25 protein-coding genes are annotated in these 24,576 nt (G+C 70.1%); 21 read left to right on the plus strand and 4 right to left on the minus strand.

Going from position 1 to position 24,576, the window contains the following annotated elements; genetic code table 11:
* Nucleotides 1-16: 16 nt before the first annotated feature.
* On the plus strand, nt 17-1,066 hold the full coding sequence (locus SACMADRAFT_RS02480; protein ID WP_009152200.1) for a UDP-N-acetylmuramate dehydrogenase: 1,050 nt from the start codon (nt 17-19) through the stop codon (nt 1,064-1,066).
* A gap of 48 nt (nt 1,067-1,114) precedes the next feature.
* Here the strand turns inward: SACMADRAFT_RS02480 and SACMADRAFT_RS02485 are convergent, their stop codons facing one another.
* Nucleotides 1,115-1,846, minus strand: a complete 732-nt coding sequence (locus tag SACMADRAFT_RS02485; RefSeq protein WP_009152201.1) for an SDR family oxidoreductase — start codon at nt 1,844-1,846, stop codon at nt 1,115-1,117.
* Between the two features lie 67 nt (nt 1,847-1,913).
* On the opposite strand from SACMADRAFT_RS02485, the gene SACMADRAFT_RS02490 reads away from it, so the two are divergent.
* The 17 genes from SACMADRAFT_RS02490 to SACMADRAFT_RS02565 all read left to right on the plus strand — a co-directional run bounded on the left by SACMADRAFT_RS02490 (nt 1,914) and on the right by SACMADRAFT_RS02565 (nt 17,872).
* Nucleotides 1,914-3,071 (plus strand): L,D-transpeptidase, encoded by a 1,158-nt coding sequence (locus tag SACMADRAFT_RS02490; RefSeq protein ID WP_009152202.1) that lies wholly within the window; start codon nt 1,914-1,916, stop codon nt 3,069-3,071.
* A 58-nt stretch (nt 3,072-3,129) separates the two neighbouring features.
* Complete coding sequence (locus tag SACMADRAFT_RS02495) at nt 3,130-3,969, plus strand: alpha/beta fold hydrolase (protein ID WP_040926042.1); 840 nt, start codon at nt 3,130-3,132, stop codon at nt 3,967-3,969.
* A gap of 4 nt (nt 3,970-3,973) precedes the next feature.
* Complete coding sequence (mshA, locus tag SACMADRAFT_RS02500) at nt 3,974-5,269, plus strand: D-inositol-3-phosphate glycosyltransferase (protein WP_009152204.1); 1,296 nt, start codon at nt 3,974-3,976, stop codon at nt 5,267-5,269.
* Nucleotides 5,266-5,781 (plus strand): type III secretion system chaperone family protein, encoded by a 516-nt coding sequence (locus SACMADRAFT_RS02505; protein WP_009152205.1) that lies wholly within the window; start codon nt 5,266-5,268, stop codon nt 5,779-5,781. The genes mshA and SACMADRAFT_RS02505 overlap by 4 nt, the downstream gene beginning before the upstream one ends.
* A 433-nt stretch (nt 5,782-6,214) precedes the next feature.
* Complete coding sequence (locus SACMADRAFT_RS02510) at nt 6,215-6,964, plus strand: phosphoglyceromutase (protein WP_040925513.1); 750 nt, start codon at nt 6,215-6,217, stop codon at nt 6,962-6,964.
* A gap of 250 nt (nt 6,965-7,214) precedes the next feature.
* On the plus strand, nt 7,215-8,414 hold the full coding sequence (locus SACMADRAFT_RS02515; RefSeq protein WP_009152207.1) for a sensor histidine kinase: 1,200 nt from the start codon (nt 7,215-7,217) through the stop codon (nt 8,412-8,414).
* Nucleotides 8,411-9,100 carry a response regulator transcription factor gene (locus tag SACMADRAFT_RS02520; RefSeq protein ID WP_009152208.1) on the plus strand — a complete coding sequence of 230 codons (690 nt, stop codon included), beginning with the start codon at nt 8,411-8,413 and terminating at the stop codon, nt 9,098-9,100. Before SACMADRAFT_RS02515 ends, SACMADRAFT_RS02520 begins: the two co-directional genes overlap by 4 nt.
* Nucleotides 9,101-9,209: 109 nt before the next feature.
* Nucleotides 9,210-10,190 (plus strand): Ppx/GppA phosphatase family protein, encoded by a 981-nt coding sequence (locus SACMADRAFT_RS02525; RefSeq protein WP_009152209.1) that lies wholly within the window; start codon nt 9,210-9,212, stop codon nt 10,188-10,190.
* Between the two features lie 52 nt (nt 10,191-10,242).
* Nucleotides 10,243-11,700: a hypothetical protein gene (locus SACMADRAFT_RS28895; RefSeq protein ID WP_040925514.1), complete on the plus strand. Its 1,458-nt coding sequence runs from the start codon at nt 10,243-10,245 to the stop codon at nt 11,698-11,700.
* A gap of 3 nt (nt 11,701-11,703) precedes the next feature.
* Entirely contained in the window at nt 11,704-12,501 is a 798-nt protein-coding gene (locus tag SACMADRAFT_RS02535; protein ID WP_009152210.1) for a sugar phosphate isomerase/epimerase family protein, read from the plus strand.
* Between the two features lie 75 nt (nt 12,502-12,576).
* Nucleotides 12,577-13,503 (plus strand): proline dehydrogenase family protein, encoded by a 927-nt coding sequence (locus tag SACMADRAFT_RS02540; RefSeq protein ID WP_040926044.1) that lies wholly within the window; start codon nt 12,577-12,579, stop codon nt 13,501-13,503.
* The gene (locus SACMADRAFT_RS02545) at nt 13,500-14,330 is read left to right on the plus strand and encodes a thioesterase family protein (RefSeq protein WP_009152212.1); all 831 of its coding nucleotides are present in this window, start codon (nt 13,500-13,502) and stop codon (nt 14,328-14,330) included. The genes SACMADRAFT_RS02540 and SACMADRAFT_RS02545 overlap by 4 nt, the downstream gene beginning before the upstream one ends.
* A 43-nt stretch (nt 14,331-14,373) precedes the next feature.
* On the plus strand, nt 14,374-15,183 hold the full coding sequence (proC, locus tag SACMADRAFT_RS02550) for a pyrroline-5-carboxylate reductase (RefSeq protein WP_009152213.1): 810 nt from the start codon (nt 14,374-14,376) through the stop codon (nt 15,181-15,183).
* 150 nt (nt 15,184-15,333) lie between these two features.
* Entirely contained in the window at nt 15,334-15,549 is a 216-nt protein-coding gene (locus tag SACMADRAFT_RS02555) for a helix-turn-helix domain-containing protein (protein WP_009152214.1), read from the plus strand.
* A 71-nt stretch (nt 15,550-15,620) separates the two neighbouring features.
* Entirely contained in the window at nt 15,621-15,722 is a 102-nt protein-coding gene (locus tag SACMADRAFT_RS28900; protein WP_005453035.1) for a 30S ribosomal protein bS22, read from the plus strand.
* A 153-nt stretch (nt 15,723-15,875) separates the two neighbouring features.
* A complete protein-coding gene (locus tag SACMADRAFT_RS02560; protein WP_009152215.1) occupies nt 15,876-16,910 on the plus strand; it encodes an NAD-dependent epimerase/dehydratase family protein in 1,035 nt (344 codons plus the stop codon).
* Nucleotides 16,907-17,872, plus strand: coding sequence for a lysophospholipid acyltransferase family protein (locus SACMADRAFT_RS02565; RefSeq protein WP_009152216.1), 966 nt, complete (start codon nt 16,907-16,909; stop codon nt 17,870-17,872). The genes SACMADRAFT_RS02560 and SACMADRAFT_RS02565 overlap by 4 nt, the downstream gene beginning before the upstream one ends.
* A gap of 21 nt (nt 17,873-17,893) precedes the next feature.
* On the opposite strand, the gene SACMADRAFT_RS02570 is transcribed toward SACMADRAFT_RS02565, so the two are convergent.
* From SACMADRAFT_RS02570 to SACMADRAFT_RS02580, 3 genes are all read right to left on the minus strand, one after another.
* On the minus strand, nt 17,894-18,850 hold the full coding sequence (locus SACMADRAFT_RS02570; RefSeq protein ID WP_040925515.1) for an HAD family hydrolase: 957 nt from the start codon (nt 18,848-18,850) through the stop codon (nt 17,894-17,896).
* A 62-nt stretch (nt 18,851-18,912) separates the two neighbouring features.
* Complete coding sequence (locus SACMADRAFT_RS02575; RefSeq protein ID WP_009152218.1) at nt 18,913-19,974, minus strand: DUF5667 domain-containing protein; 1,062 nt, start codon at nt 19,972-19,974, stop codon at nt 18,913-18,915.
* Between the two features lie 106 nt (nt 19,975-20,080).
* Nucleotides 20,081-20,743, minus strand: coding sequence for a sigma-70 family RNA polymerase sigma factor (locus SACMADRAFT_RS02580; RefSeq protein WP_009152219.1), 663 nt, complete (start codon nt 20,741-20,743; stop codon nt 20,081-20,083).
* A gap of 191 nt (nt 20,744-20,934) precedes the next feature.
* On the opposite strand from SACMADRAFT_RS02580, the gene SACMADRAFT_RS02585 reads away from it, so the two are divergent.
* The 3 genes from SACMADRAFT_RS02585 to SACMADRAFT_RS02595 all read left to right on the plus strand — a co-directional run bounded on the left by SACMADRAFT_RS02585 (nt 20,935) and on the right by SACMADRAFT_RS02595 (nt 24,398).
* On the plus strand, nt 20,935-22,437 hold the full coding sequence (locus SACMADRAFT_RS02585) for an AMP-binding protein (protein ID WP_009152220.1): 1,503 nt from the start codon (nt 20,935-20,937) through the stop codon (nt 22,435-22,437).
* 7 nt (nt 22,438-22,444) lie between these two features.
* Nucleotides 22,445-22,681, plus strand: a complete 237-nt coding sequence (locus SACMADRAFT_RS02590; protein ID WP_009152221.1) for a glutaredoxin family protein — start codon at nt 22,445-22,447, stop codon at nt 22,679-22,681.
* A 64-nt stretch (nt 22,682-22,745) separates the two neighbouring features.
* Entirely contained in the window at nt 22,746-24,398 is a 1,653-nt protein-coding gene (locus SACMADRAFT_RS02595) for a molybdopterin-dependent oxidoreductase (protein WP_009152222.1), read from the plus strand.
* Nucleotides 24,399-24,576 lie beyond the last annotated feature (178 nt).

Consider the following 24,576-nt stretch of genomic DNA (forward strand, 5'->3'; position numbering starts at 1 on the left):
AGTACCGTTACCGCTTGTGAGCACTGTCGGAACGCCCGTCCAGGAGGCCCTGCGCGAGCACACCACGCTGCGGCTGGGCGGCCCGGCCCGCCGCTTCGTCACCGCGTCGACGACCGAGGAACTGGTTTCACTCGTACGCGAACTCGACGCGGCGGGCGAGCCGGTACTGCTGCTCGGCGGTGGCTCCAACCTCGTGGTGGCCGACGCCGGGTTCGCGGGCACGGTGGTGCGCATCGGCACCACCGGTTGGGACGACGACGGCGTCGCGGCGGGGCAGAACTGGGACGACTATGTCGCGGCCGCAGTCTGCGCCGGTCTCGGCGGCCTGGAATGCCTCTCCGGCATCCCGGGGTCGGCGGGCGCGACGCCCATCCAGAACGTGGGCGCCTACGGCTGCGAGATCAGCCAGGTGCTGCACTCCATCGACCTCTACGATCGCCGATCCGGCGAGATCCGCACCATCGCCGCCGCCGACCTCGGCTTCGCCTACCGCACGAGCGTGCTCAAGGGAACCGACTCCGGGATCGTGCTCCGGGTGCGTTTCTCGCTGCACACCGACGGGCTGTCCGCCCCGATCCGCTACGCCGAACTCGCGGCCGCCCTCGGCACCGAGATCGGCGCCAGGGTGCCTGCCGCCGAGGCCCGCGAGGCAGTGCTCGCGCTACGGGCGCGCAAGGGCATGGTGCTCGACGAGGCCGATCACGACACCTGGAGCGCGGGCTCGTTCTTCACCAATCCCGTCGTCGCGCACGACCAGGTCGCCGACGCGCTCGCCAGGATCGCCGAGGTGGTCGGGTCCGACGTGCCCGTGCCCCGGTATCCCGCCGACGGCGGGGTGAAGCTGTCCGCGGCCTGGCTGATCGAGCGCGCCGGGTTCAGCAAGGGCTACCCGGGGCCGGGCGGGCGCGTTCGACTTTCGACGAAGCACACGCTCGCGCTGACCAACCGCGGCGCGGCCACCACGGCCGACCTGCTGGCCCTCGCCCGCGAGGTGCGTGACGGCGTGCGCGACACCTTCGGAGTCACGCTGCGGCCGGAGCCGCTGCTCATCAACTGCCGGCTGTAGCGCGATGGGATCTCAGCGCCGTCTGTGCTGACTGTGCTCTCAGCGCCGTCAGCGCCGCAGAATGCGGCTGCCGTTGTACTGTGCCGTCGGCTGCAGCACGATCCGGTCGAGGTTGACGTGCGCGGGCCTGGTGGCGGCGAAGGCGATGACCTCTGCCACGTCGCTCGCGGTGAGGGGTTGCAGGCCCTGGTACACCCTCTCCGCTCGCTCGGCGTCGCCGTCGAAGCGGTTCAGCGAGAAGTCCGTCTCGACCATCCCCGGCACGATCTCGGTCAGCCGCAGCGGATCTCCAAGATGCTCCGAGCGCAGGGTCTGGTGCAGCGCAGCCTGCGCGTGCTTGGCCGAGGTGTAGCCCGCTCCGCCGTCGTACACCTCGTGCCCGGCGATGGACGTCACAGTGATCACGTGCCCCTCACCGGAGGCGATCAGCTTCGGCAGCAAAGCCTTGGTAACGCGCAGCGTGCCGAGCACGTTCGTCTGCCACATCCAGTGCCAGTTCTCCTCGTCGGCCTCCTCGACGCGTTCCAGACCCCTCGCGCCACCGGCGTTGTTGACGAGGAGGTGGCATTCTGGGACCTGGTCGACGAACGAGGCAACGGACTCGACGTCCGTCACGTCCAGTTCGTGTGCGGTGCCGGACAGTTCCTCCGCGAGCTGACGCAGCCGGTTGAGGCGGCGTGCGCCGAGCACGACGTGGAACCCGGCTGAGGCCAGTGCCCTGGCGGTCGCTTCGCCGATGCCTGCGCTGGCTCCCGTTACGACTGCGGTTCGCATGCTCATGCCCGCATGCTGCCAAATGAAGCGAGTCCGCTCACGGGTGGTTCGCATTGTGATCGAGGAGGACAGGGTGATCGAACGGCGGACGGTGTTCAGGGCCGCCATCGCGGCAGGATCGGTCGGCGCGCTCGCGGCCTGTTCCGGGCGCACGGCGGGCACGGCCGAGGTGGATCCCGCGCAGGTGCCACCCAAAGCGAAGATCACGGCCGAGCCCGCGGTCGGTGCCAAGGACGTGTCCGTGCTCGCCCCTGTCACGCTGAAGGTCGAGGAAGGCAAGTTCACCGAGGTCTCGGTCACCAATCCCGAGGGCGAACCCGTCGCGGGCCACCTCGACGGTGACAAGCGCACGTGGACGAGTTCGGAGCCACTCGGCTACGGCTCGACCTACACCTACACGGCGGAGGCGGACGGCGACGACGGCAAGGTGGCCGAGTTCACCGGCAGCTTCGACACGATCAACCCGGCCACGCTGGTGCGGGCGACGCTGAATCCGGTCGACAACGCCGAGGTGGGCGTCGCCATGCCGATCAGCGTCAAGTTCAACGAGCCGGTCGCCGACCGCGCAGCAGCGCAGCGCGCACTGGTGGTGGAGACCTCCACCGAGGTGGAGGGCGCATGGGCGTGGCTGTCCGATAGGCAGGTCGACTGGCGGCCGAAGGAGTACTGGCCCGCCAACACCGACGTCAAGGTCACCGCCAAGCTCTACGGCGTGCACTACGGCGGCGGCGCGTACGGCAAGGCCGACGTCACCACCCAGTTCCGGATCGGCCGAAACCAGGTCGTCAAGATCCACACCCCGGACCATGTGATGCGCGTCTATCGCGACGGCCGCGAATCCGCCAGCTACCCGTGCAGCAACGGCAAGGACGCCGACCCCAATCTCAACACCCCCAACGGCACCGTGATCGTGATGACCAGGGAGCCGACCTCGATCTTCGACAACGAGCGCTACGGCTACACCGACGTGAAGAAGAAGTGGTGCTGCCGCATCTCCAACCACGGCGAGTACATCCACGAGAACGAGGAGAACCGCGCCAACATCGGCAAGAACAACACCTCTCACGGGTGCGTCAATCTGTTCGAGGTCGACGCCAAGGCATACTTCGACTCCGCGCTGATCGGCGATCCGGTGGAGATCACCGGGTCGAAGGCGGACTTTCCGCTCACGTCCGACGTGATGGACTGGCTGCTCGATTGGCAGACGTGGACGTCGAAGTCGGCCCTGTGACCCGACCCCTCGCCGGGGAGGACTGCCTCGACGGACACCTTCGGGGAAGGTCATGCAGATGAGAACAGAGGTCGTCGGTGCCGGTGGCGCCAGGATCGGCGTTCGCGTGGCGGGCGCCGACAGCGGGCCGCCGATCGTCTTCGTGCACGGCTGGGCACAGTCGGCTCGCGCCTGGGATGCCCAGTTCGCCGATCCACGGCTGCGGGAGCGGTTCCGGCTGCTCGCGTTGGACCTGCGCGGTCACGGTGGTTCCGACGTGCCATCGGGCGGCTACGACGACCCGGCGGTGTGGGCCGACGACCTGGCCGCCGTACTTGGCCTCGCGGGTGAGCCCGCGGTCGTCGTCGGGTGGTCCTACGGCGCGCTCGTGATCACCGACTACGTTCGCGTGCACGGCACCGCAGGGCTCGCGGGCATCGTGCTGGTCGGCGGGATCACCGAGATCGGCAAGGGTCACCCCGGCGGCTGGGTCGGTTCCGCGATGCGCTCGGCGCTACCCGACGCGCTGGCGGACGACATCGACGTCGCGCTGCCCGCGCTGACCCGGCTCATCGGGGAGATGTCGGTGAACCCGCTGCCGGGTGCGGTCGCGCAGGCCATGCTCGGGGCCAGTCTCAGCGTCCCGCCGCCGGTGCGAGCGGCGCTGTTCAGCCGCGACGTCGACAGCGCGGAGGTGCTCGCTTCGATCGACGTCCCCACCCTGGTCACGCACGGTACCGAGGACGCCACCGTCGATCCGAGGGCGGGCGAGTACGCGGCCGGGAAGATACCCGGGGCGGCGACGCGTTGGTGGGTTGGTGTAGGCCACATACCGTTCGTCGAAGCCGCGCCGGAGTTCAACGAGACCCTGGCGCGGTTCGTCGAGGAGCGGGCGCAGGGCGCCCCAGCAGAAAGGTGATTCGGTGACGATCTCCTTGTACCGGACGGCACCGAGGCCGCGCCGGGTCGCGGTGCTGTCCGTACACACCTCCCCGTTGGAGCAGCCTGGTACCGGCGACGCGGGCGGAATGAACGTCTACATCACCCAGACCGCGATCGAGATGGCCCGAAGCGGGGTCAGCGTCGAGGTGTTCACCAGGGCCACCTCCTCGGAGCAGCCGCCGGTGGCGGAACTGGCACCCGGGGTCATCGTGCGCCACATCCCCGCGGGCCCTTTCGAGCCGCTGGAGCGGCACGAACTACCCGCTCAGCTGTGTGCCTTCACCTCGGGCGTGCTGCGAACCGAGGCGTTCCACGAGCCCGGCTACTACGACCTCATCCACTCGCACTACTGGATCTCCGGCCAGGTCGGTTGGCTGGCGAGGGACCGGTGGGGGGTGCCGCTGGTGCACACCGCCCACACCCTGGCCAAGGTGAAGAACGCCGCGCTCGCGGAGGGCGACAAGCCCGAGCCGCGCACCCGCGTGATCGGTGAGCAACAGGTGGTGGCCGAGGCCGACCGCCTCGTCGTCAACACCGATGTGGAGGCCGACCAGCTGATCCGGCTGTACGACGCTGATCCCGGCAGTGTGCGCACGGTGTCGCCGGGCGTGGACCTGCACACCTTCCGCCCCGGCTCCAAAGCCGCCGCCCGGCAGGCGCTGGATCTGCCTGCCGATGCCGTCGTGCTGGCCTTCGTCGGCCGAATCCAGCCGCTCAAGGCACCCGACGTGCTGCTGAACGCGGCCGCGCGACTGCTGCGACGGCACCCGTGGTTGCGACGGCGACTGGTGGTGCTGATCGCGGGCGGCCCTTCCGGCACGGCGATGGGGCAGCCTACAGCGCTGCGGGAACTGGCCTCCTCGCTCGGGATCGCGGAGCTGACGCGGTTCCTGCCGCCGCAGTCGGGCCAGCGGCTGGTGCAGGTGTACCGTGCCGCCGACGTGGTGGCGGTGCCCAGCTACAACGAGTCGTTCGGGCTGGTGGCGCTGGAGGCGCAGGCGTGCGGAACCCCGGTGGTCGCCGCGGAGGTCGGCGGCCTTCCGGTGGCCGTCGACCACGGGGTTTCCGGCATCCTGGTGCCCTCGCACAGCGCGGACGACTGGGCCGGTGCGCTCGACCTGGTCGCGCTGAGCCCGCACCGGCGCGCCCAACTCGCCACCGGCGCGTTGCGCCATGCCGAGCGGTTCTCCTGGAAGCGCACCACCGACGCGCTGCTGGACGCCTACACGGAGGCGACGAGCGCGTTCCAGGGCGCGGCGCTGGGGGTGGCGGTATGAGCGTCGACGAGGTCATCCGGCACACGCTGGATTCGGCCGAGCTGGACTACGACCGCAAGGGCGAGGGCGTGTACTTCGTCACGCTGCCAGGCACCAAGAAACTGCAGACCAACTGCTGGCTGGTGGCGCGGGAGCATTCGCTGGCCATCGAGGCCTTCGTGTGCAGGCGACCCGACGAGCGGCACGAGGACGTGTACCGGTTCCTGCTGCGTCGCAACGCCAAGCTGTACGGCGTGCACTACACGATCGACGCGGTTGGCGACATCTACCTCGTAGGACGGCTCGGCCTCGACGCGGTGAGCGAGGCGGAGTTGGACCGGTTGCTCGGGCAGGTGCTCGAAGCGGCGGACGGTGACTTCAACACGCTGCTCGAGATCGGTTTCGCTTCGTCGATCCGGCGGGAGTGGGACTGGCGGGTCTCGCGCGGTGAGTCGCTTGCCAACCTGCGGGCGTTCGCGCACCTGGTGGAGCCCGAGGGCGAACACCGGCCCGGCTCGCTGACGGACGACTGAGGGGCGGGTCGCGGGGCGGCTCGAGGGAGGGGGGAGTCGCGAACTCGAGCCGCCCCGCTGACGTTCCCGCCGCGTGGACCCGGTGACGAGGGGGATGCCAACGGGGCCGGCGGGTCGCAGCTCGGCAGGGGGGAGACGAGCTGCGCCTACAACCGCGTTCGGCCGGGGAGTGCGTGGTTTCCGACCGAGCGGGTTGGTAGCCAACTTGTCAGACTCGGGTCTGTAATCACAAGACTACTTACTACCCCGATTGGGTGAATTTCTCCAACGTCGTTAACGCATCGCGACATCGTTAACCATATTGAAATGTTATTGGCGCTACGTCTAGCGATCGGGTTAACACGGCACGGTACGTCCGGCCCACGGTCGGTAGAACTCACCCATGCAGCTGGCCTCGGCTAGCACAACGCAAGCCTTCTGGCACGCTGAACGCATGGCCGAACTTGGGACTCTGGTGCTGCTGCGACACGGGCAGAGCACGTGGAACGCCGAAAACCTCTTCACAGGCTGGGTTGACGTCCCGCTGTCCAAGCTGGGCGAGCAGGAGGCGCGCCGTGGCGGCGAGCTACTCGCCGAGGCCGGGTTGTTGCCCGACGTGGTGCACACCTCACTGCTGCGAAGGGCGATCTCCACGGCGAACATCGCACTGGACGTTGCCGATCGGCACTGGATCGAGGTGCGCCGCGACTGGCGGCTCAACGAGAGGCACTACGGCGCGTTGCAGGGCAAGAACAAGAAGCAGACGCTGGAGCAGTTCGGCGAGGAGCAGTTCATGCTGTGGCGGCGCTCCTACGACACCCCGCCGCCCCCGATCGAACCCGGCAGCGAGTTCAGCCAGGACGCCGACGTGCGCTACGCCGAACTCGGCGCCGAACTGCCGATGACCGAGTGCCTGAAGGACGTGGTGGCGCGCATGCTGCCGTACTGGGAATCCTCGGTCGTGCCGGACCTGCGGGCGGGCAGGACGGTGCTGCTCGCCGCGCACGGCAACTCGCTGCGGGCGCTGGTGAAGCACCTCGACGGCATCTCCGACACCGAGATCGCAGGCCTGAACATCCCCACCGGCATCCCGCTGCGCTACGACCTCGATGCCGACCTCAAACCGACCAACCCCGGCGGCACCTACCTCGACCCGGCGGCCGCCGAGGAGGCCGCGGCGGCGGTAGCCAGCCAGGGTCGCTGACCCACCGTCCGGGGCCGTGGCGCGTTCGGCGCTCGGCCCCGGGACGACAGCAGCCGGGCAGCCGCGACTCTCCGGGTACAGCGCCGTGATACTCCACCGCATCGAATGAACGTACTTTCGAGAAGTTCTACGAAGGGTGACCAGAGTGTGAACGGCCGCTGACCCAGCGGCGAACATGTGCCCAGCAGGTGTCGCGGCTGTCACGAGAGCACTTCCAGGACTAGGCCAACAGGCCACCCGGGCGCTTACCATGCGAATCGTGACGGCGTCCGCTTCCGCTGTGCTGGCCATCGCCGCCCTGGTGGTGGGCTCGGCCGTCGGTTTCATTCTCGCCAGGAACCGCTTCGCGGGCACGGACCGCCGACCGGCGGGTCCCACCGCCGCCGAACTACTCGAACGCCTCGTCCGCTCCTCCAACAACGGCGTCGTCGTGCTCAACCGGTTCGGTGACATGGTGCTGCACAACAGGCGCGCCGAGGCGCTCGGTCTCGTGCGGTTCAACCAGGCCGACGCCCGTGCCCGCAAGGCCGCCGAGCAAGTGATCAAGACGTCGCTGCCGCTGGAGATCGACCTGTCACCGCTTGCCGTGCGCGGCAGGGGACCCGAAGCCGTGCTCGGCGAGGTCCGCCCGCTCGGTGACGGCTTCACGGTGGTGGAGGCGGTCGACCACTCCGATGCCGTGCGACTGGAGGCCACCCGCCGCGACTTCGTCGCCAACGTCAGCCACGAGCTCAAGACGCCGGTGGGAGCCATCGCACTGCTCGCCGAGGCCGTGCTGGACGCGGCCGACGACAGTGAGGAGGTGCGCCGCTTCAGCGAGAAGATCCTTCGGGAGTCCACCCGGCTCGGCAAGCTGGTCACCGAACTCATCGCGCTTTCCAGGTTGCAGGGTGCCGAGCGACTGCCCGAGTTGACGGTGGTGGAGGTCGACGCGGTCGTGGAGGAGGCGCTCGGCCGCGTGCGGCTCGCCGCGGAGACGTCCGAGATCACCGTGACCACCGACGAGGCCAGCGACCTGCTGGTGGAGGGCGACCGCACGCTGCTGGTCACGGCGCTCACCAACCTGCTGGAGAACGCGATCGCGTACTCGTCAGCGGGAAGTCCGGTCTCGATCAGCAGGCGGCTCGTCGACGGGTTCGTGGAGATCGCCGTGACCGACCGCGGCATCGGCATCGCCGAGGACGAGCAGCAGCGGGTGTTCGAGCGCTTCTACCGCGCCGACAAGGCCCGCTCCCGTGCCACCGGGGGCACCGGTCTCGGTCTGGCCATCGTCAAGCACGTCGCCGCCAACCACGGTGGTGAGGTCCGGCTGTGGAGCAGCCTCGGGGTGGGCTCGACCTTCACCCTGCGCATACCCGCGCACGTGGCGGCAACCGACGACCAGCAGCCCGCGCCGCGGTCCCTGGTCGCGACCGGACAGGAAAGCACCGAACAGGGAGGAACACCGTGACGAGGGTGCTGATCGTCGAGGACGAGGAATCGTTCGCCGACCCGCTGGCCTTCCTGTTGCGCAAGGAGGGCTTCACCGCTGCCGTGGCCACCACCGGGCAGGAGGCACTCGAGGAGTTCGACCGCAACGGTGCCGACATCGTGCTGCTCGACCTGATGCTGCCCGGGATGAGCGGCACGGACGTGTGCAAGCAGTTGCGCCAGCGCTCCGCCGTGCCTGTGATCATGGTCACCGCGCGGGACAGTGAGATCGACAAGGTGGTCGGGCTCGAACTCGGGGCCGACGACTACGTCACCAAGCCGTACTCGGCGCGCGAGCTGATCGCCAGGGTCCGCGCCGTGCTCCGCCGCGGCGCCGAGCCCGCGGGTGACAACGAGGTGACACCCCAGGTGCTCGCGGCGGGACCGGTACGCATGGACGTCGAGCGGCACGTCGTGACCGTGGACGGGGAAGAGGTCCCGCTGCCGCTGAAGGAATTCGATCTGCTCGAATACCTGCTGCGTAACGTGGGTCGCGTGCTCACCCGCGGCCAGTTGATCGACCGGGTCTGGGGTGCCGACTACGTCGGCGACACCAAGACCCTCGACGTGCACGTGAAACGGCTGCGGTCCAAGATCGAACCGGACCCCGGCTCGCCGAGGCACCTGGTGACCGTTCGCGGGCTCGGCTACAAGTTCGAAACCTGACCGCTTCCACCCCCGATGTCGGCGACCGAGCGCGACGATGACCTCACCGGTGGTGGCACTGCTGCATATCGGCACAGTGAGGGGCCGAAGCCAGGTACCGTAGGGCTTCGTGCGCCTAGGGGTACTCGACGTGGGGTCGAACACCGTTCACCTGCTTGTGGTGGACGCGCATCGTGGTGCCCACCCGACGCCGATGCACTCGGAGAAGACCGTGCTGCGGCTCGGCGAACGCATCACGGGGGACGACAAGCTCAGCGATGCCGGAGCCGCCGAACTGTCCAGGACGGTGGCCGCGGCCAAGAAGTCGGCGGAGCGGCTCGGCTGCGAGGATCTGATGGCGTTCGCCACATCGGCCGTGCGAGAGGCGGGCAACGCGGGCAAGGTGCTGCGAAAGGTCGCCGAAGAGACCGGCGTGGAACTGCAGGTGCTCAGCGGCACCGACGAGGCGCGGCTGACGTTTCTCGCGGTGCGCCGCTGGTTCGGCTGGTCGGCGGGAAAGCTGCTGGTCCTCGACATCGGTGGGGGTTCGCTGGAGGTCGCGATGGGGATCGACGAGGAACCCGCGCTCGCGGCATCGTTGCCGCTCGGTGCGGGCCGGATCACCCGGACGCGGTTGCGGCACGATCCGCCGACCCGCTCCGAACTCGTGGCGACCACGGCGTGGCTGGAGGACCAACTCGGCGACCTCGCCAAGGAGGTCACCCGGCTCGGCGAGCCCGATCGAGTGGTAGCGACCTCGAAGACGTTCCGCTCTCTTGCCCGGCTCACCGGTGCCGCGCCATCCTCAGCAGGCCCGAGGGTGCGCAGGGTGCTCACCGACACAGCGTTACGCCAGCTGATCGCGTTCGTGTCGCGGATGCCCTCCTCCGACATCGCCGAACTGGAAGGGGTCAGCGCGAGCAGGGCGCATCAACTGGTCGCCGGAGCACTCGTGGCGCAGGCCACCATGCGAGCGCTGTCACTGGAGCTGCTGGAGATCTGCCCGTGGGCCCTGCGGGAGGGCGTGATCCTGCGGCGGCTGGACCATGTCAGTGACACGAATGGCACGGACCAAACCCCGCTTTTGACCGGCCAGGGACGGTGCGGATGACGCCTGGGTTCACACTAGACGCAGACAACGCGCGACGGGCACGGTGGAAAGGATGACTCGAGACAGCGACGGCGGGCGGCCACAGAAGACCGTGGCCGAGCTACTCGCCGAGCACGGCGGCCAGGTCGGCGGCAATCCGCGCCGTCGGCGGCGTCGCGCTGCCGAGGACGACGACGCGCCAGGCGGTCGCACGCCCAGAATGGGGGACACGGCACCTCAGGCGATCATCGACAGGGTTCGTTCCGAAGGGCCGCAGCCACCTCGTACCCGGCACAACGGCCACGCCGCGCCCGAGGCCAACGAGGAACCGCCGCCGGGTCGTGGCGGGCCGCGTCCGGGGCCGCCTCAGGCCCCGCCGCCACAGGCTCCGCGCCAGGGCCAACAGCCGCAGCCGCCGAAACCACGACAGCAGCAGTCGGGGCCACTTCCGCGCCCGCAGCACCCGACGGGCGGTTATCCCGTCCCCGGCGCCGAGGAGGTAGGCAGGCCGCCGCTGCCGCCGAGGGCGCCCAACGGAAGGCCGCCGCAGGGTGGGGTCCAGACCAACGGCGCGGTCAAACCGCCGCTCAACGGGGCACCGCACGGTCACACCGGCCCCAACGGCGTTCCCAACGGCGTCAAGCCACCGGGTGACGCGCAGGGCCGGATGAACTCGACGAGGCGCGTGCAGCCCGCACCGCCGCCCGCCGGTCAGCCACCGTCGTCGGCGCAGGACGGTTCGCTGGCCGCCAGGCTCGACGGGCTCGGCGAAGCGGAGGCCGATGTCGCCGAGCCGAAGGGTCCACCGCCGCCCGCACCGCACGGCACCGGCGCCTACCCCGCGCCGCCGCATCGGCGCAGGCCGCCACGGCTTCCCCCGGCGCCACCGCCGGAGCCCAGCACCGAGCAGTTCCCCGCGGTGGACGAGACGGCCATCGCGCAGGCACTGCCCGGCGCGGCCGCGGAGCCGCCCGCCGGGCTCTCCGGCTGGCACGGACAGCGCCAGGGTGGCTTCGACGACACCGAGATCGCCGTGCTGCCCACGCTCCCGCAGGAGGGCGACGACGAGGCCGAGGAGGGGCCGCCGACCGGCTACTACGTGCCGGAGTTCGACGATGACGACGACGCCTCGCAGCCCTACCGCAGCGGTGTGCTCGACGACGACCCGCTCGGCGAGGCGGACGACTACCGCGACTACGACGACGACTCCGGTGAGTTCACCTACGACGAATCCGAGGAGGCGGGCGAGGCCGCGCAGGAGACGGCATCGCCCGCACGGCAGTGGCTGGCGCTCGCGGGCCAACTCGCACTCGGCGTGGTCGGTGGCGCTGGTGTGTGGCTGGGGTTCAACTGGCTTTGGGTGGCGCTGCCCGCGGCCGCTCTCGTCGCGGCGCTGGTGGTTACCGTCGGGCTCGTCTGGATCGTGCGAAAGGTCAGGCGCGCGGAGGACCTGCAGACGACCGTGCTGGCACTGCTCGTCGGCCTGGTGGTGACCGTGTCCCCCGCCGCGCTGTTACTCCTCTCCAGGTAGCGCGTGGCCGCAGCGATCCGGGTCGGCCTTTCGACGGCCTCGGTGTGGCCGCTTCGCGCGGGCGAGGGTTTCGAACTCGCCGCCGCGCTCGGGTACGACGGCGTCGAGGTCATGGTGTGGGCCGACCCGGAGAGTCAGAGCGTGTCCGCGCTTCGCAAGCGCAGCCGCAGCACCGGCATGCCGGTGCTGTCCATCCACTCGCCGTCACTGTTGATCACCCAGCGGGTGTGGTCCCCGGACCCAGTGGTGCGGCTGCGCAGATCCGTCGAGGCGGCCGTGGAGCTGGAGGCTCGGACCGTTGTGGTCCACCCGCCGTTTCGGTGGCAGCGCCGCTACGGAGACGCGTTCGCCGACCTGCTCATCGAGTTGGAGGAGGAAAGCGGGGTCGAGATCGCCGTGGAGAACATGTTCAAGGTGCGTCCTCCCGGTGGCGCCAGGACCAGCCGGGTTTCGGCGTTTCGCCCCTCCATCGACCCCACCGACGTGGGCTACCGCCACTACACGCTGGACCTCTCGCACACCGCCGCCGCCGGGATGGACGCGATGCTGCTGGCCAAGCGGATGGGGGAGCGGTTGTCGCACGTGCACCTCGCCGACGGCACCGGCGTCCCCAAGGACGAGCACCTGGTGCCGGGGCGAGGCAACCAGCCGTGCGCACGGCTGCTGGAGTACCTGCTGGAGCACGGCTACCGCGGTCACGTCGTGCTGGAGGTCAACACCCGTGGCGCGAGGTACATGGCAAGGCGCGCCAAGGATCTCGCCGAGGCACTGCTGTTCACCCGCCTGCATCTGGGCCAGTAGGCGAACCCGCGCCACCGGCATCGCTGTGCCCGGGGGGAGAGCGTTTCGTGCCTACTCACACGTACAGTCATGCTCGTGGAGCCGCTGCGTTCGCTGATTCTCGCTGCCGCGGGCAGTGAAAGCATCCGTCGTCTGGTAGCCACGGCGCCCGGCGCTCGTGGTGTGGTGGGCAGGTTCGTCGCGGGGGAGACCATCGAGGAGGCACTGCGGGCGGTGCGCGGGCTCGCCGCCGACGGCAGGTGCGCGACTTTGGACTACCTCGGTGAGTACACCAGTGACGAGGAGCAGACCGAGCGGATCGTGCGCACCTACCTGCGCTTGCTCGACGAGTTGTACGCCAGCGGGCTCACCGCTCACGCCGAGGTGAGCGTGAAGCTCTCCGCGGTCACCGTGGCGGGCGATGAGGGGTTGGCGTTGCGCAACGCAGGCCGTATCTGCGCCGCAGCGGAGCAGTGCGGCACCACCGTGACCGTCGACATGGAGGACCACACCACCACTGACGCCACGTTGCGGGTGGTCACCGAACTGCGAAGGACGTGGCCCTCGGTGGGAGCGGTGTTGCAGTCGTACCTGCGGCGCACCGAGAGCGACGCCGTCGCGTTGTCGGGTAAGGGTTCTCGGGTGCGGCTGTGCAAGGGCGCGTACGCCGAACCCGCCGAGGTGGCGTTCGCCCGGGCACACGAGGTCGATCTGAGCTATGTCCGTAGCGCTAATGTGCTGCTCGAGGGTGGTGCGTACGCGATGTTCGCGACGCACGACCCTCGGCTGGTCGAGGTGCTCGGGCAGCGGGTGCGCTGGTACGGACGGGAGCGGGGCAGCTACGAGTACCAGATGCTTTACGGGGTCCGGCCGGACGAGCAGCGTCGGCTGGCGGCGGAAGGGGAGACCGTGCGCGTGTACGTGCCGTTCGGGGAGCAGTGGTACGGCTACTTGATGCGGAGGTTGGCGGAGCGGCCTGCCAACACCGCGTTCTTCCTCCGAGCGCTGGCCAGCCGTTCGTGAGCGCCGCGGAGCAGGAGGTCGCCCCGTTCGGGGAGGCCTGTGCCGTCCGTTCCCTGGGGGACGGCACGTTCACCGCGGATCTGCGGTTCGAATGGTCCATCGGAGGTCACCCGCACGGGGGTTTTTTGTTGGCGCTGCTCGCCAACGCGGCGGGCAGGGCGCTGGCAGAGCGAGGCGAGCCGCCCGCCGACCCCATGGTGGTCAGCGCGGAATTCCTGCGCGCACCCGCTGTGGGGCCCGCACTGTTGCGTACCGACATCCGCAAGATCGGGCGCAGGGCCACGGTGGTGGCGGTCGGCCTGGAGCAGCGGGGTCGAAGCTGCGTGGAGGGCAGGGTCACGGTGGGCAGGTTGCCGGTGCGGCCGCCGGTGTGGACCGACGCACCCGCGCTGCCCGCCGAACCGCCCCCAGGCACCATCCCGCTCACCGGGGAGACGTCGGACGGTGTGTTCAACCTGGCCAGCGGTTGCGACGTGCGTATCGACCCGGCCACTGCGGGCTACCTGTCCGGCAGGACGGGTGACCCGCCCCGGCTGCGCCTGTGGGCACGGCCGAAGGAGGGTGAGCCCGACCCGCTGTTCGCGTTGCTGGCCTGCGACATCAACCCGCCCGTGGTGTTCAACCTCGGCAGGTTCGGCTGGGCGCCGACAGCGCAACTGACCGCGCTGGTACGGACCCGGCCCTGCGCCGGTTGGCTGCGGGTGCACGTGGAGGCGCGTTCGGTGCAGGAAGGCTGGTTCGACTCCGACGCGGTCGTGGTGGACGCCCACGGTCGCATCGTCTGCCAAGCAAGGCAGTTGGCGCTGTCCCCGGCGCCGAGCGGGTAGCCGGCTGCCCGGGCGGGTAGCACGCTGCCTAGGCTTTGCGGCCATGGGAACCATCGCGGTACTGGGTGCGGGAAAGATCGGCGAGGCGCTGCTGTCCGGGCTGATCAGCGGGGGAAAGCCCGCCGAAGAGCTGCTGTTCACCGAGCGGCATCCCGAGCGGGCGGCCGAGTTGACCGAGCGCTACGGCATCGCGTCGGTGGGCGTGGCGGAGGCCGCCAAGCGGGCCGAGGTGCTGGTCGTGGCCGTCAAGCCGCAGGACATCGAGCCGTTGCTGGCCGAACTCGCGCCGCTGGTCGATTCCGGCTCGCTGGTGGTCTCGCTGTGTGCCGGGCTGCCGACCACGCTGTACGAGCGCAAGCTTCCCGATGCGGTGCCGGTGGTGCGGGTGATGCCCAACACCCCGATGCTGGTCGGTGAGGCGATGAGCGCGGTTTCGCCCGGCAGGTACGCCACCGCCGAACACGTGCGGGCAGTGGAGGACATGCTGCGTTCGGTCGGCAAGGTCGTCGAGGTTCCCGAGGCGCAGCAGGACGCGGTGACCGCGCTGTCGGGCTCCGGCCCCGCCTACTTCTTCTACCTGGTCGAGGCGATGATCGACGCGGGCATTCTGCTGGGGCTGCCCAGGGCCGTCGCCGAGCAGCTGATCGTGCAGTCGGCGGTGGGGGCCGCCAAGATGCTCGCGCAGGGCAGTGAGCATCCCGTGTTGCTGCGGGAGGCCGTGACCTCGCCCGCGGGCACCACCATCAACGCCATCAGGGAGTTGGAGCGACACGGGGTACGTGCCGCTCTGCTGGCCGCCATCGAGGCGGCAAGGGACCGATCGGTGGAACTGGGTAAGGCCCACGAGGCGTGACCGGCACCGTCGCTGGAGTCAATCCCCTCGACAGGCGTCGCACTGGCCCCACCTGTCCCGCTACCCTCGGCGTCAGCACGTGCGTGTCGGTACCGCTCGGTGGGGAAGCCGAGCGGCACGACACGTGCCGAAGGGGCACGGTGAATTGTTATGTCGCCGAGCAGGAAAGAAGACATGCCGGGGCCCCGGCAGGTCCAGTTCCTGACCGTCGCCGAGGTGGCCGCGCTGATGCGGGTGTCGAAGATGACCGTCTATCGGCTCGTGCACTCGGGGGAACTGCCTGCCGTCCGGGTCGGCAAGTCGTTCCGGGTGCCGGAAAAAGCTGTGCACGACTACCTGGACAACGCTTACTTCGACGTTGGGTAGGCCTGGGAAAGGCTTCCAGCGGTGACGGGTAACCTGGTAGGTCGTTCGTGACCGACCGTTGAGGAGCGCCTGTGGGCTCGGTGATCAAGAAGCGCCGTAAGCGTATGTCCAAGAAGAAGCACCGCAAACTGCTTCGCCGCACGCGGGTGCAGCGCCGCAAGCAGGGCAAGTGACCCGCTGACGCCCGGCCTGCGCGGGCGCGGGTCCGCAGGGCGTAACCGCCGTCGAAAACAGGTCACAGCCGGTTCGTTCACGTGCGGTTCGCCGGTACCATTCGAACTGTCTCGTCCGATCCGCCGCCAGACCTGCCTCTTCGCGGGGGTGTGATGCCGTCGAAAGCCGTCCTCATCACCGGGGTGGCCGGTGAGCTGGGCGGGCGGCTCCTCGCGCGGTTGGGCAACAGCGCAGACCTCGAACGTGTCATCGGTGTCGACACGGCTCCCCCGCGCGAGGACGTGCTGCGGCGGATGGGCCGGGCCGAGTTCGTTCGCGCCGACATCAGGAACCCGCTCATCACGAAGATCATCACCTCCTCGGAGGTCGACACCGTGGTGCACGCGGCCACCACGTCGCATCCGGTGGAACCGGGTCGGCGCAGGGCGATCAAGGAAGTCAACGTCATCGGCACCATGCGGCTGCTGGCCGCGTGTCAACGGTCGCCGCGCGTGCGCAAGCTGGTCGTCAAGTCCACGGCCGCGGTCTACGGGGCGGGGCCGCGCTCGCAGGCGGTGTTCACCGAGGACTCGGAACTGAGCGGCTCCGCCTCGAGCGGCTACGCCAAGGACGCCGTCGAGATGGAGGGCTACGTGCGGGGCCTGTCCCGCCGCCGCCCCGACATCGACATGACCGTGCTGCGGTTCGTCAACGTGGTGGGGCCGGACATCGACACGGTGTTCTCACGGTACTTCGCGATGCCGGTGGTGCCGACCGTGCTCGGTTTCGACGCGCGGCTGCAACTGCTGCACGCCTGCGACGCGCTCGGCATCCTCGAACACGCGACGCTGCACGACCGGCCGGGCGTGTTCAACGCCGCATCCGACGGGGTAATCACGGTCGGACAGGCGATCCGTCGAGCGGGTCGGCTGGAACTGCCCGTGCTGCCCGACGCGATGCCCGCGCTGGGCAGGATGCTGCGGGGCGCCCGGGTCGTCGACTTCTCCTCCGACCAGGTGCGGCTGCTCAACTACGGCCGCGTCGTGGACAACACCAAGCTGAAGCAGGAATTCGGCTACACCCCGAGATGGACGACGCGGGAGGCCTTCGACGACTACGTGCAGGGTAGGGGCCTGCGGTCGGTCGTTGACGGGCAGCGACTCGCGAGACTGGTGACGAAGGTCGACGCTTGGAGGGCGAAGCTGTGACTTCCGGCAGCTCGGCGCGGGTGATACCGCTGCACCGGGGCAGGAGCGCGCCGCGCGGCACCACGCGGCCCGACCGTGACGCGCCCGTGGTGACGCTGCCGACGTCGCAGGACAGCGGCCCGTTGCCCACCGACCCGGTCGCCAGGGTGTTGACCTTCCTGCGGCACCGCCTCACCGGCGACTATCCGGTGGACGAGTTCGGGTTCGACGTCGAACTCACCGAGACCCTGCTGTTGCCGCCGCTGCGGGTGCTGTACGACAAGTGGTTCCGGGTAAGCACACACGGCGCGGAGAACCTCCCGCGGCGTGGAGGCGCGCTGCTGGTGAGCAACCACTCGGGTGTGCTGCCGATCGACGCGATCATGGTGGGGCTGGCCGTCCACGACGAGCATCCCGAGCATCGCTACCTGCGGATGCTCGGCGCCGATCTGGTGTTCAAGACCCCACTGCTGAGCATGCTGGCCCGCAAGTCCGGGCAGACACTGGCGTGCCACCCGGACGCGGAGCGACTGCTGCGCGCGGGCGAGCTCGTGGGGGTCTGGCCGGAGGGGTTCAAGGGCGTCGGCAAGCCCTTCTCCTCGCGCTACAAGCTGCAGCGGTTCGGGCGCGGCGGCTTCGTGGCGGCTGCGCTTCGCACCGGCGTGCCGATCGTCCCGTGTGCCGTCGTCGGCGCAGAGGAGATCTACCCCAAGATCGGCGACATCCGGCCACTGGCGCGGCTGCTCGGCCTGCCGTACTTCCCCGTGACACCGTTCTTCCCGCTGCTCGGCGCGCTCGGCACGGTCCCGCTGCCCACCAAGTGGCATATCGAGTTCGGTGAACCCATCCGCACCGACACCTTCGACGCGGGCGCCCACGACGACCAGCTGCTGGTGCTGAACCTCACCGACCAGATCCGCGAGGCGATCCAGCACATGCTCTACCGCAGGCTGGCGCAGCGGCGCGGCATCTTCCGTGGCTGAGCGGAGCCTTTCTGAAGGCCGCTACGCTGCGCGCCTGCGGTAGGCGAGTCCGGCGGCGACCGCCCCCGCCAGGGCTCCGGCGCCGAGCACGGAAGGCACGCCGATCTTGGCGGCCTTGCGTCCGGTGCGGAAGTCGCGGATCTCCCAGCCGCGCTCTCTCGCGGTCTCGCGTAGCCCCGCGTCGGGGTTCACCGCGACGGCCGTGCCGACCACCGAGAGCATGGGAACGTCGTTTTGGGAGTCGGAGTAGGCGGTGCAGCGCTTCAGGTTCAGCCCCTCCCGCGCCGCCAGCGCCCGCACCGCGTGCGCCTTGGCCCTGCCGTGCAGCAGGTCGCCGACGAGCCTGCCGGTGTAGACGCCGTCCACGTTCTCGGCGACGGTGCCGAGCGCGCCTGTGAGGCCGAGCCGTCTCGCGATGATCGCGGCCAGCTCGACCGGCGTCGCCGTGACCAGCCAGACCCGCTGGCCGGCGTCGAGGTGCAGCTGCGCGAGCGCCCTGGTGCCTGCCCAGATCTTGTCGGCCATCAGCTCGTCGTAGATCTCCTCGCCGATGGCCACCATTTCCTCGACCGTGCGGCCGGCCACGAACGACAATGCCTGCTCACGGCTGGACTGCACACCCTGCTTGCTCTCCCTGCCGCCGACCCGGAACTTGACCTGCTGCCACGCGAAGCCCGCGAGGTCGGAGGTGGTGAAGTACTTGCGCGCCGCGAGTCCCCTCGCGAAGTGGAAGATCGAGGCGCCGATCATCATCGTGTTGTCCACGTCGAAGAAGGCCGCCGCGGTCAGGTCCGGCGGGGCAGGTGGTGGTGGCGGCTGCCGTCCCTCGTCGTCGCCGCTGTCGGGCTCGATGGTGGCAACCGACGCGGCTGATTCCATCGCGACCGCGGCGTCGGCGGAAGCCTCACCCGCCAGCGCCGCGAGGCGCTCGCGGTCCTTCCCGCGGCCTGCCAACCACGACACGCGCACCGCCTCCAGATCTTCACACTGTGCTCAGCACCCGCTCACAGAGTATCGAGAACGTCGCCGACACCCGAGAGCTATCCGATCCCCACTTCCGGCAAGCCGGGCAGCAGCGGCGGGATCGTCAGCGGCGGTGGCGGTGGTGGTGAGCCGTCCGGCAGCCGCGGCATGGTCGGTGTGGGGATCGGCGGCCCGTACACGGTGGTGCTCGAGCTGACCGGCGAGGCCGCGGGCAGCGGCGAGGTGGTCGGTTCCGGTTCCCGCACCACGGCCAGCGTGCTCTCGGTGTGCTCGGTATCCGGGATGGGTCGCGGTGGTGGCGTCGGAGTGGAACCGGGATCGGGTCGGCTGCCGGGAGGGTCGGTTGGCGGTGTGCCGCAGGCCCCGGTGGCGGGAATCGCGCCGATGTCGTCGAAGTCGCCGGAAGTGATCTGCCCGCAGTCCATCCTCGCGGCCAGTGCCGCGGCCCGCCGCTCGATCCGCGAGAGCAGGGCGCGCGGGGCCGCCGGTTCCTCGGGGAGCGCGGGGCTCAGCAGCGCGAGCTTGGCTTCCTGCTCGCTCGCCCACTGCCGAAGCGGGCTGAGCTGCCGGCCTCCGGTGCTGGTGGCCACGGCGGTGAGGCCGGAGGTGCCGGCTGCCGCCTCATCGGTGAAGTCGTCGAACGCGATCGCGTAGCTGTGCCGCGCCCGCTCCCCGCTTTCCACCAGCAGCGCGAGTTCGGCCAGCCGCAGTTCGGCGTACTCGAGGTGCTTGAGCGCCCTGCTCTCGTCGTCGAGCGTGAACTGGATGACGGCGGCCTCCCTGGCCCGCTTGAGGTCGTACAGTGCCTGGCCGGGCAGCGAGTTCCCGGAGAGGACGAGCGCGAGCCCGGAAACGGCGATGATCACGGCGGTCGCCGCGGTTGTCACCGCGGTCAGCCGTGGTCTGCGCTTCACCCCGCTGACGTCGGGGGTTATCCGGTCGGCGATGCGGGCACGAGCGTCGCCGCCGAGCGAGGCGGTCTCGCCCTGGCCCAGCCGCCGCAGGGCGGCCACGACGGCGAGTTCGGTGCCGAACTCGGAGTCGTCGCCGGTGTCGACAGCGCGAGCGAAACGCTCGTCCTCGCGTCGCCTCGATCGCGACCAGGGGGGCACCTTCACCTGGCCCGCCTCCACGCAGTCGTCACCGGATCCTTCGCCTGAGTAACGATCGATTGGCACGCGCGGTTACGGCCCCGGGCACGGCGAGTGCACGCGGCGAGACGGCTCAGCGAACTCCGGAAGGCAGCAGTTTGGCCAGCCTGCGAACTGCCCTGTGCTGCAGCGCCTTCACCGCACCCTCGTTGCGCTGCATGATCGCGGCGGTCTCGGCCACCGAGTAGCCCTGGATGAACCGCAGGATGATGCACTCGCGCTGGTCGTCACCGAGGTCGGCGATGCTGCGCAACAGTTCGTCGCTGGTCGTTCTACTGATCACCTGTTGCTCCGGTCCTGGGGCCTCGCTTCCTCGCGAGCCCGGCTCCGCCACCTCGTCGGTGACGATCTCGAGCCGGTACCGGCTCGACTTGACGTGGTCGAACACCAGGTTGCGGGCGATCGTGGTGAACCACGCGCCCACATCGCGGCCCTGGTAGGAGATCGAGGTGATGCGGCGCAGCGCGCGCAGGAACGTCTCGCTCGTCACGTCCTCGGCCAGATGCCGGTCGCCCACACGCAGCAGGACGTACCGGTAGACCCAGTCCACGTAGCGGTCGTAGAGCTTGCCGAAGGCGGCCGTGTCGCCGCGCTGGGCGGCTCGCACCAGCTCCCAGTTCTCGGCTACGGCGGCGTCCCTGGGCTCGATGTGGTCGCGTTCGACCGGTACGGGCGCATCGACGGCCCGGAGCCTCGCGGGTGCGGGACCAGCCGCAACAGCGATCGGCATGCTCACGTGTCGCACCTCCTCCGGGCCCGTTCCCGGCCTCCGCGTGATCATCGCCACTACGTCGCCTGAGGGAGCATACGCGTTGTTACCCCAAAGTAGGTAGTGGTGTCCTGATTGCGAACGGAGCACGGCCCTCACGCGACACCACGGTGACGGACTCGGCTGGCACACTGGCCGATACAGGAAAGGGGCTGGTTGTGACCGGTGTACGGGGCAATGTCGCCGACCTGGTGAGCACGGCTGCGGCGGCACATCCGACTGCTGTCGCGTTGATCGATACAGTGTCGGGCAACACACTGACCTGGAAAGCGCTGGATGCCGCCGTCGACGCGCTGGCGCGTTCGCTCGGCGAGGCGGGGCTGCGTCCGGGCGATCGGGTGGCACTGCGGTCGCCGACCTCCCCGGCCTTCGCCATCGGCTTCTTCGCCGTGACAAGGGCAGGGGGCATCGCCGTACCGCTTTCGCCGCAGGCGCCCGCCGCGGAACTGCTGCCGGTGCTCGAACACAGCGGTGCCCGCGTGCTGCTGGGAACCGCCGACGCCGAGCTGGGTGACGACGTTACGGTGCTCGAACCGGACCAGTGCGAAAGCGGTGATCCGGTCGACCCCGTCGGCGGCGGGGAGGACCTCGCGGCCCTGCTGTACACCTCGGGCACCTCGGGTCCCGCGCGCGGCGTGATGCTGTCGCACCGCGCGTTGCTGGCCAACGTCGAGCAACTGCGTTCGCTGCCCCCTCCTGTGGCCGCACCGGGCGATCGGGTGTTCATCGCCATCCCGCTGCACCACATCTACGGGCTCGGGCCCGGCCTGCTCACCACCGCCGCGGCCGGGGCCACCGCCGTGCTGGCTCCCCGGTTCGACGCGAAGCAGGCGCTGGCCCACTGCTCGACCCACCGGGTCACCGTGCTGCTCGGAGTGCCGGGCATGTACGCCGATTTCGCGGCGCTGCCCCCCGACGAGGTCGGCGAGCGGCTTTCCACGGTCCGGCTGCTGGTCTCGGGAGCCGCACCGCTGCGGCCCAAGGTGCTCGCCGCCATGCGGGCGGCCACTGGCCTGCCGGTCTACGAGGGCTACGGGCTCACCGAGGCGGCGCCCGTGGTCACCTCCACGCTCGTCACCGGCTACGCCAAGCCCGGATCGGTGGGGCGGCCGCTGCCGGGCGTCGAGGTGAGACTGGTCGACAGCGACGGAAGCGGGGAAGGTGTCCCGCTCGATCCCGCCGACCCCGACGACGCCTTCGGCGAGGACGAGGCAGGCACCGGGCTGGTCGCCGTCCGCGGCGAGAACCTGTTCTCCGGCTACTGGCCCGACGGTACGCACGGCCCGGACACCGACGGTTGGCTGCGCACCGGCGACGTGGGTTACCTCGACACCGACGGCGACCTGCACCTGGTCGACCGCGCCAACGACCTGATCATCGTCAACGGCTTCAACGTCTACCCCCGCGAGGTGGAGCAGGTCATCGCCGAGTTGCCGCAGGTGGCCGAGGTGGCGGTGGTCGGAGTGCTCGACGAGCGCAGCGGGGAGGCGGTGCGTGCGGTGGTGGTCCCGAAGCCGGGAGCCGCGCTGTCGGAACAGCAGGTGCGGCAACGGTGTTCGGAGCGGCTGGCCGGCTACAAGGTGCCTGCCACGGTGCGGTTCGTCTCCGAGCTGCCCCATTCGCCGACCGGCAAGCTGCGCCGCGCCGATCTGCGGTCATGATGGCCTCATGCACACAGTCACCGTCATGACCCGAGCGGGTTGCCACGCCTGCGAGCGAGCCGAGCAGCAGGTGGAGCGCATCTGCACCGAGTTGGGCGTGGAGTGGTCGACGGCCGACGTCGACTCCGACACCGAGTGGCGTGCCGAGTACGGCGACCGCGTTCCCGTCATCCTCGTCGACGGCAAGGAACACGGGTACTGGACGGTCGAGGAGGACCGGCTGCGGGCGGCGCTGTCGTCGTAAGCCTGTCGTCGTAAGCCTGCCGTAACCACGCCGCAGCTCTCCCGGCCCGCGAAAGCGGGTGAACATGGGTGGCATGAGCGATGTCACCGGCGGGCGGCGCCCGCCCCGCATCTCGGCGCCCGTCTCCGGCCTTGTCGGGGTGTTGGCCCTCGCCGTGGCGCTGGCCGCCGGACACCTGACGGCGGCCTTCGTGGGTATCGGCGCGTCGCCCTACCTCGCGGTCGGCTCGGCCGCCATCGACCTCGCCCCCACCTGGCTGAAGGACTGGGCGGTACGCAGCTTCGGCAGCTACGACAAGCTCGTGCTGCTCTCCGGCATGGCGGTCGTGCTCGTGTCGCTGGCCGTCACCGCGGGATTGCTCTCCCGGCGCCGCCCGCTCGCCGCCACGATCGTCATCGTCGGGCTCGGTGTGCTCGCCGGCGTCGCGGTGTTGACAAGGCCTGATGTCGGGCGGCTCGCGTTACTGGCCCCGGTTGCCGCCGTCGCGGCCGGGCTGGGCACCTTCCACTGGCTGCACGCGTTGGCCCTGCGCGGCGGCACCGACCCGCACGAGCGGCCCACCGAGCAGGCTGCGCCCACCACGCCCACCACGCCCACCACGCCCACCACGCCCACCACGCCCACCACGCCCACCACGCCTGCCTGCACCGACCGGCGCCGCTTCCTCACCGCCGCGGGCGGGGTCGCGGCGGGAGCCGGGCTGGCCGGGCTCGGCGGGGTGCTCATCGCGGGCGGGAAGGACGCGGCCGGTTCACGGGCGGGCGTTGGCGAGCTGGCGGTGGCCCGGCCCGCGCCGCCGGTTCCGCCCGGAGCCGACTTCGCGGCCTCCGGCACGCCGTCGTTCCTCACCGGCAACGAGGCGTTCTACCGCATCGACACCGCGCTGGTGGTCCCGCAGGTTCGCGCGCAGGACTGGACGCTGCGGGTGCACGGCATGGTGGAGCGGGAGCTGACCCTCGACTACGCCGACATCCGCTCCCGGCCACTCGTGGAGCGCACGATCACGCTGTGCTGCGTTTCCAACGAGGTCGGCGGCCCGTACGTGTCCACGGCCAACTTCATCGGCATCGACCTCGCGGACCTGCTCGCCGAGGCCGGGATCGCGCCAGGTGCCGAGCAACTGTTCTCCACCAGTGCCGACGGCTGGACCTGCGGCACCCCCGTCGAGGCGGTGACGGACGGCTCGCGCGGCGCCATGCTGGCTATCGGCATGAACGGCGAGCCGTTGCCGCTGGAACACGGCTTCCCCGCCCGCCTGGTCGTGCCGGGCCTTTACGGCTACGTTTCGGCCACCAAGTGGGTCACCGACCTTGAGCTCACCACCTGGCAGGCGCGGCGGGCGTACTGGCTGGAGCGAGGCTGGGCGCGGCGCGCCCCGGTGAAGACCCAGTCGCGAATCGATTCCCCCAAGGCCTCGGCGACCGTGCCCACCGGCACCATCACGGTCGCGGGCACCGCGTGGGCGCAGTCGCGGGGCATCGCGAAGGTCGAGGTACGGCTGGATGGGGGGCCGTGGCGAACGGCGGAGCTTTCCGCCGACGTCAGCGACGACGCCTGGCGGATGTGGCGCATCGAGCTGGAGCTGCCTCGCCCCGGCGAGTACTCGGTGGCTTGTCGCGCGACCGACAAATCCGGCTACCCGCAGACCGGTGAGCGGGCACCCGTCGTCCCCGATGGCGCGACCGGCTGGCACACGGTGAGATTCACGGCCCGGTAGCGCGCGGCCACAACCGGCAGGGGAGCTGACAACGCGTCACCAAAGTGCCCGGTGTGGCCTGCGTCAATGCTGTCACCAGCCACTTTGTGCCTGCGTTCACAAGTGGCTACCGTATTGCCCAGTACAGGCGGGCATCGAACACCCTCCCGCCCGTTTGGTCAAGGGTTGATTCTCACTC

The sequence above is a fragment of the Saccharomonospora marina XMU15 genome (genome assembly GCF_000244955.1).
GTDB lineage: Bacteria > Actinomycetota > Actinomycetes > Mycobacteriales > Pseudonocardiaceae > Saccharomonospora_A > Saccharomonospora_A marina.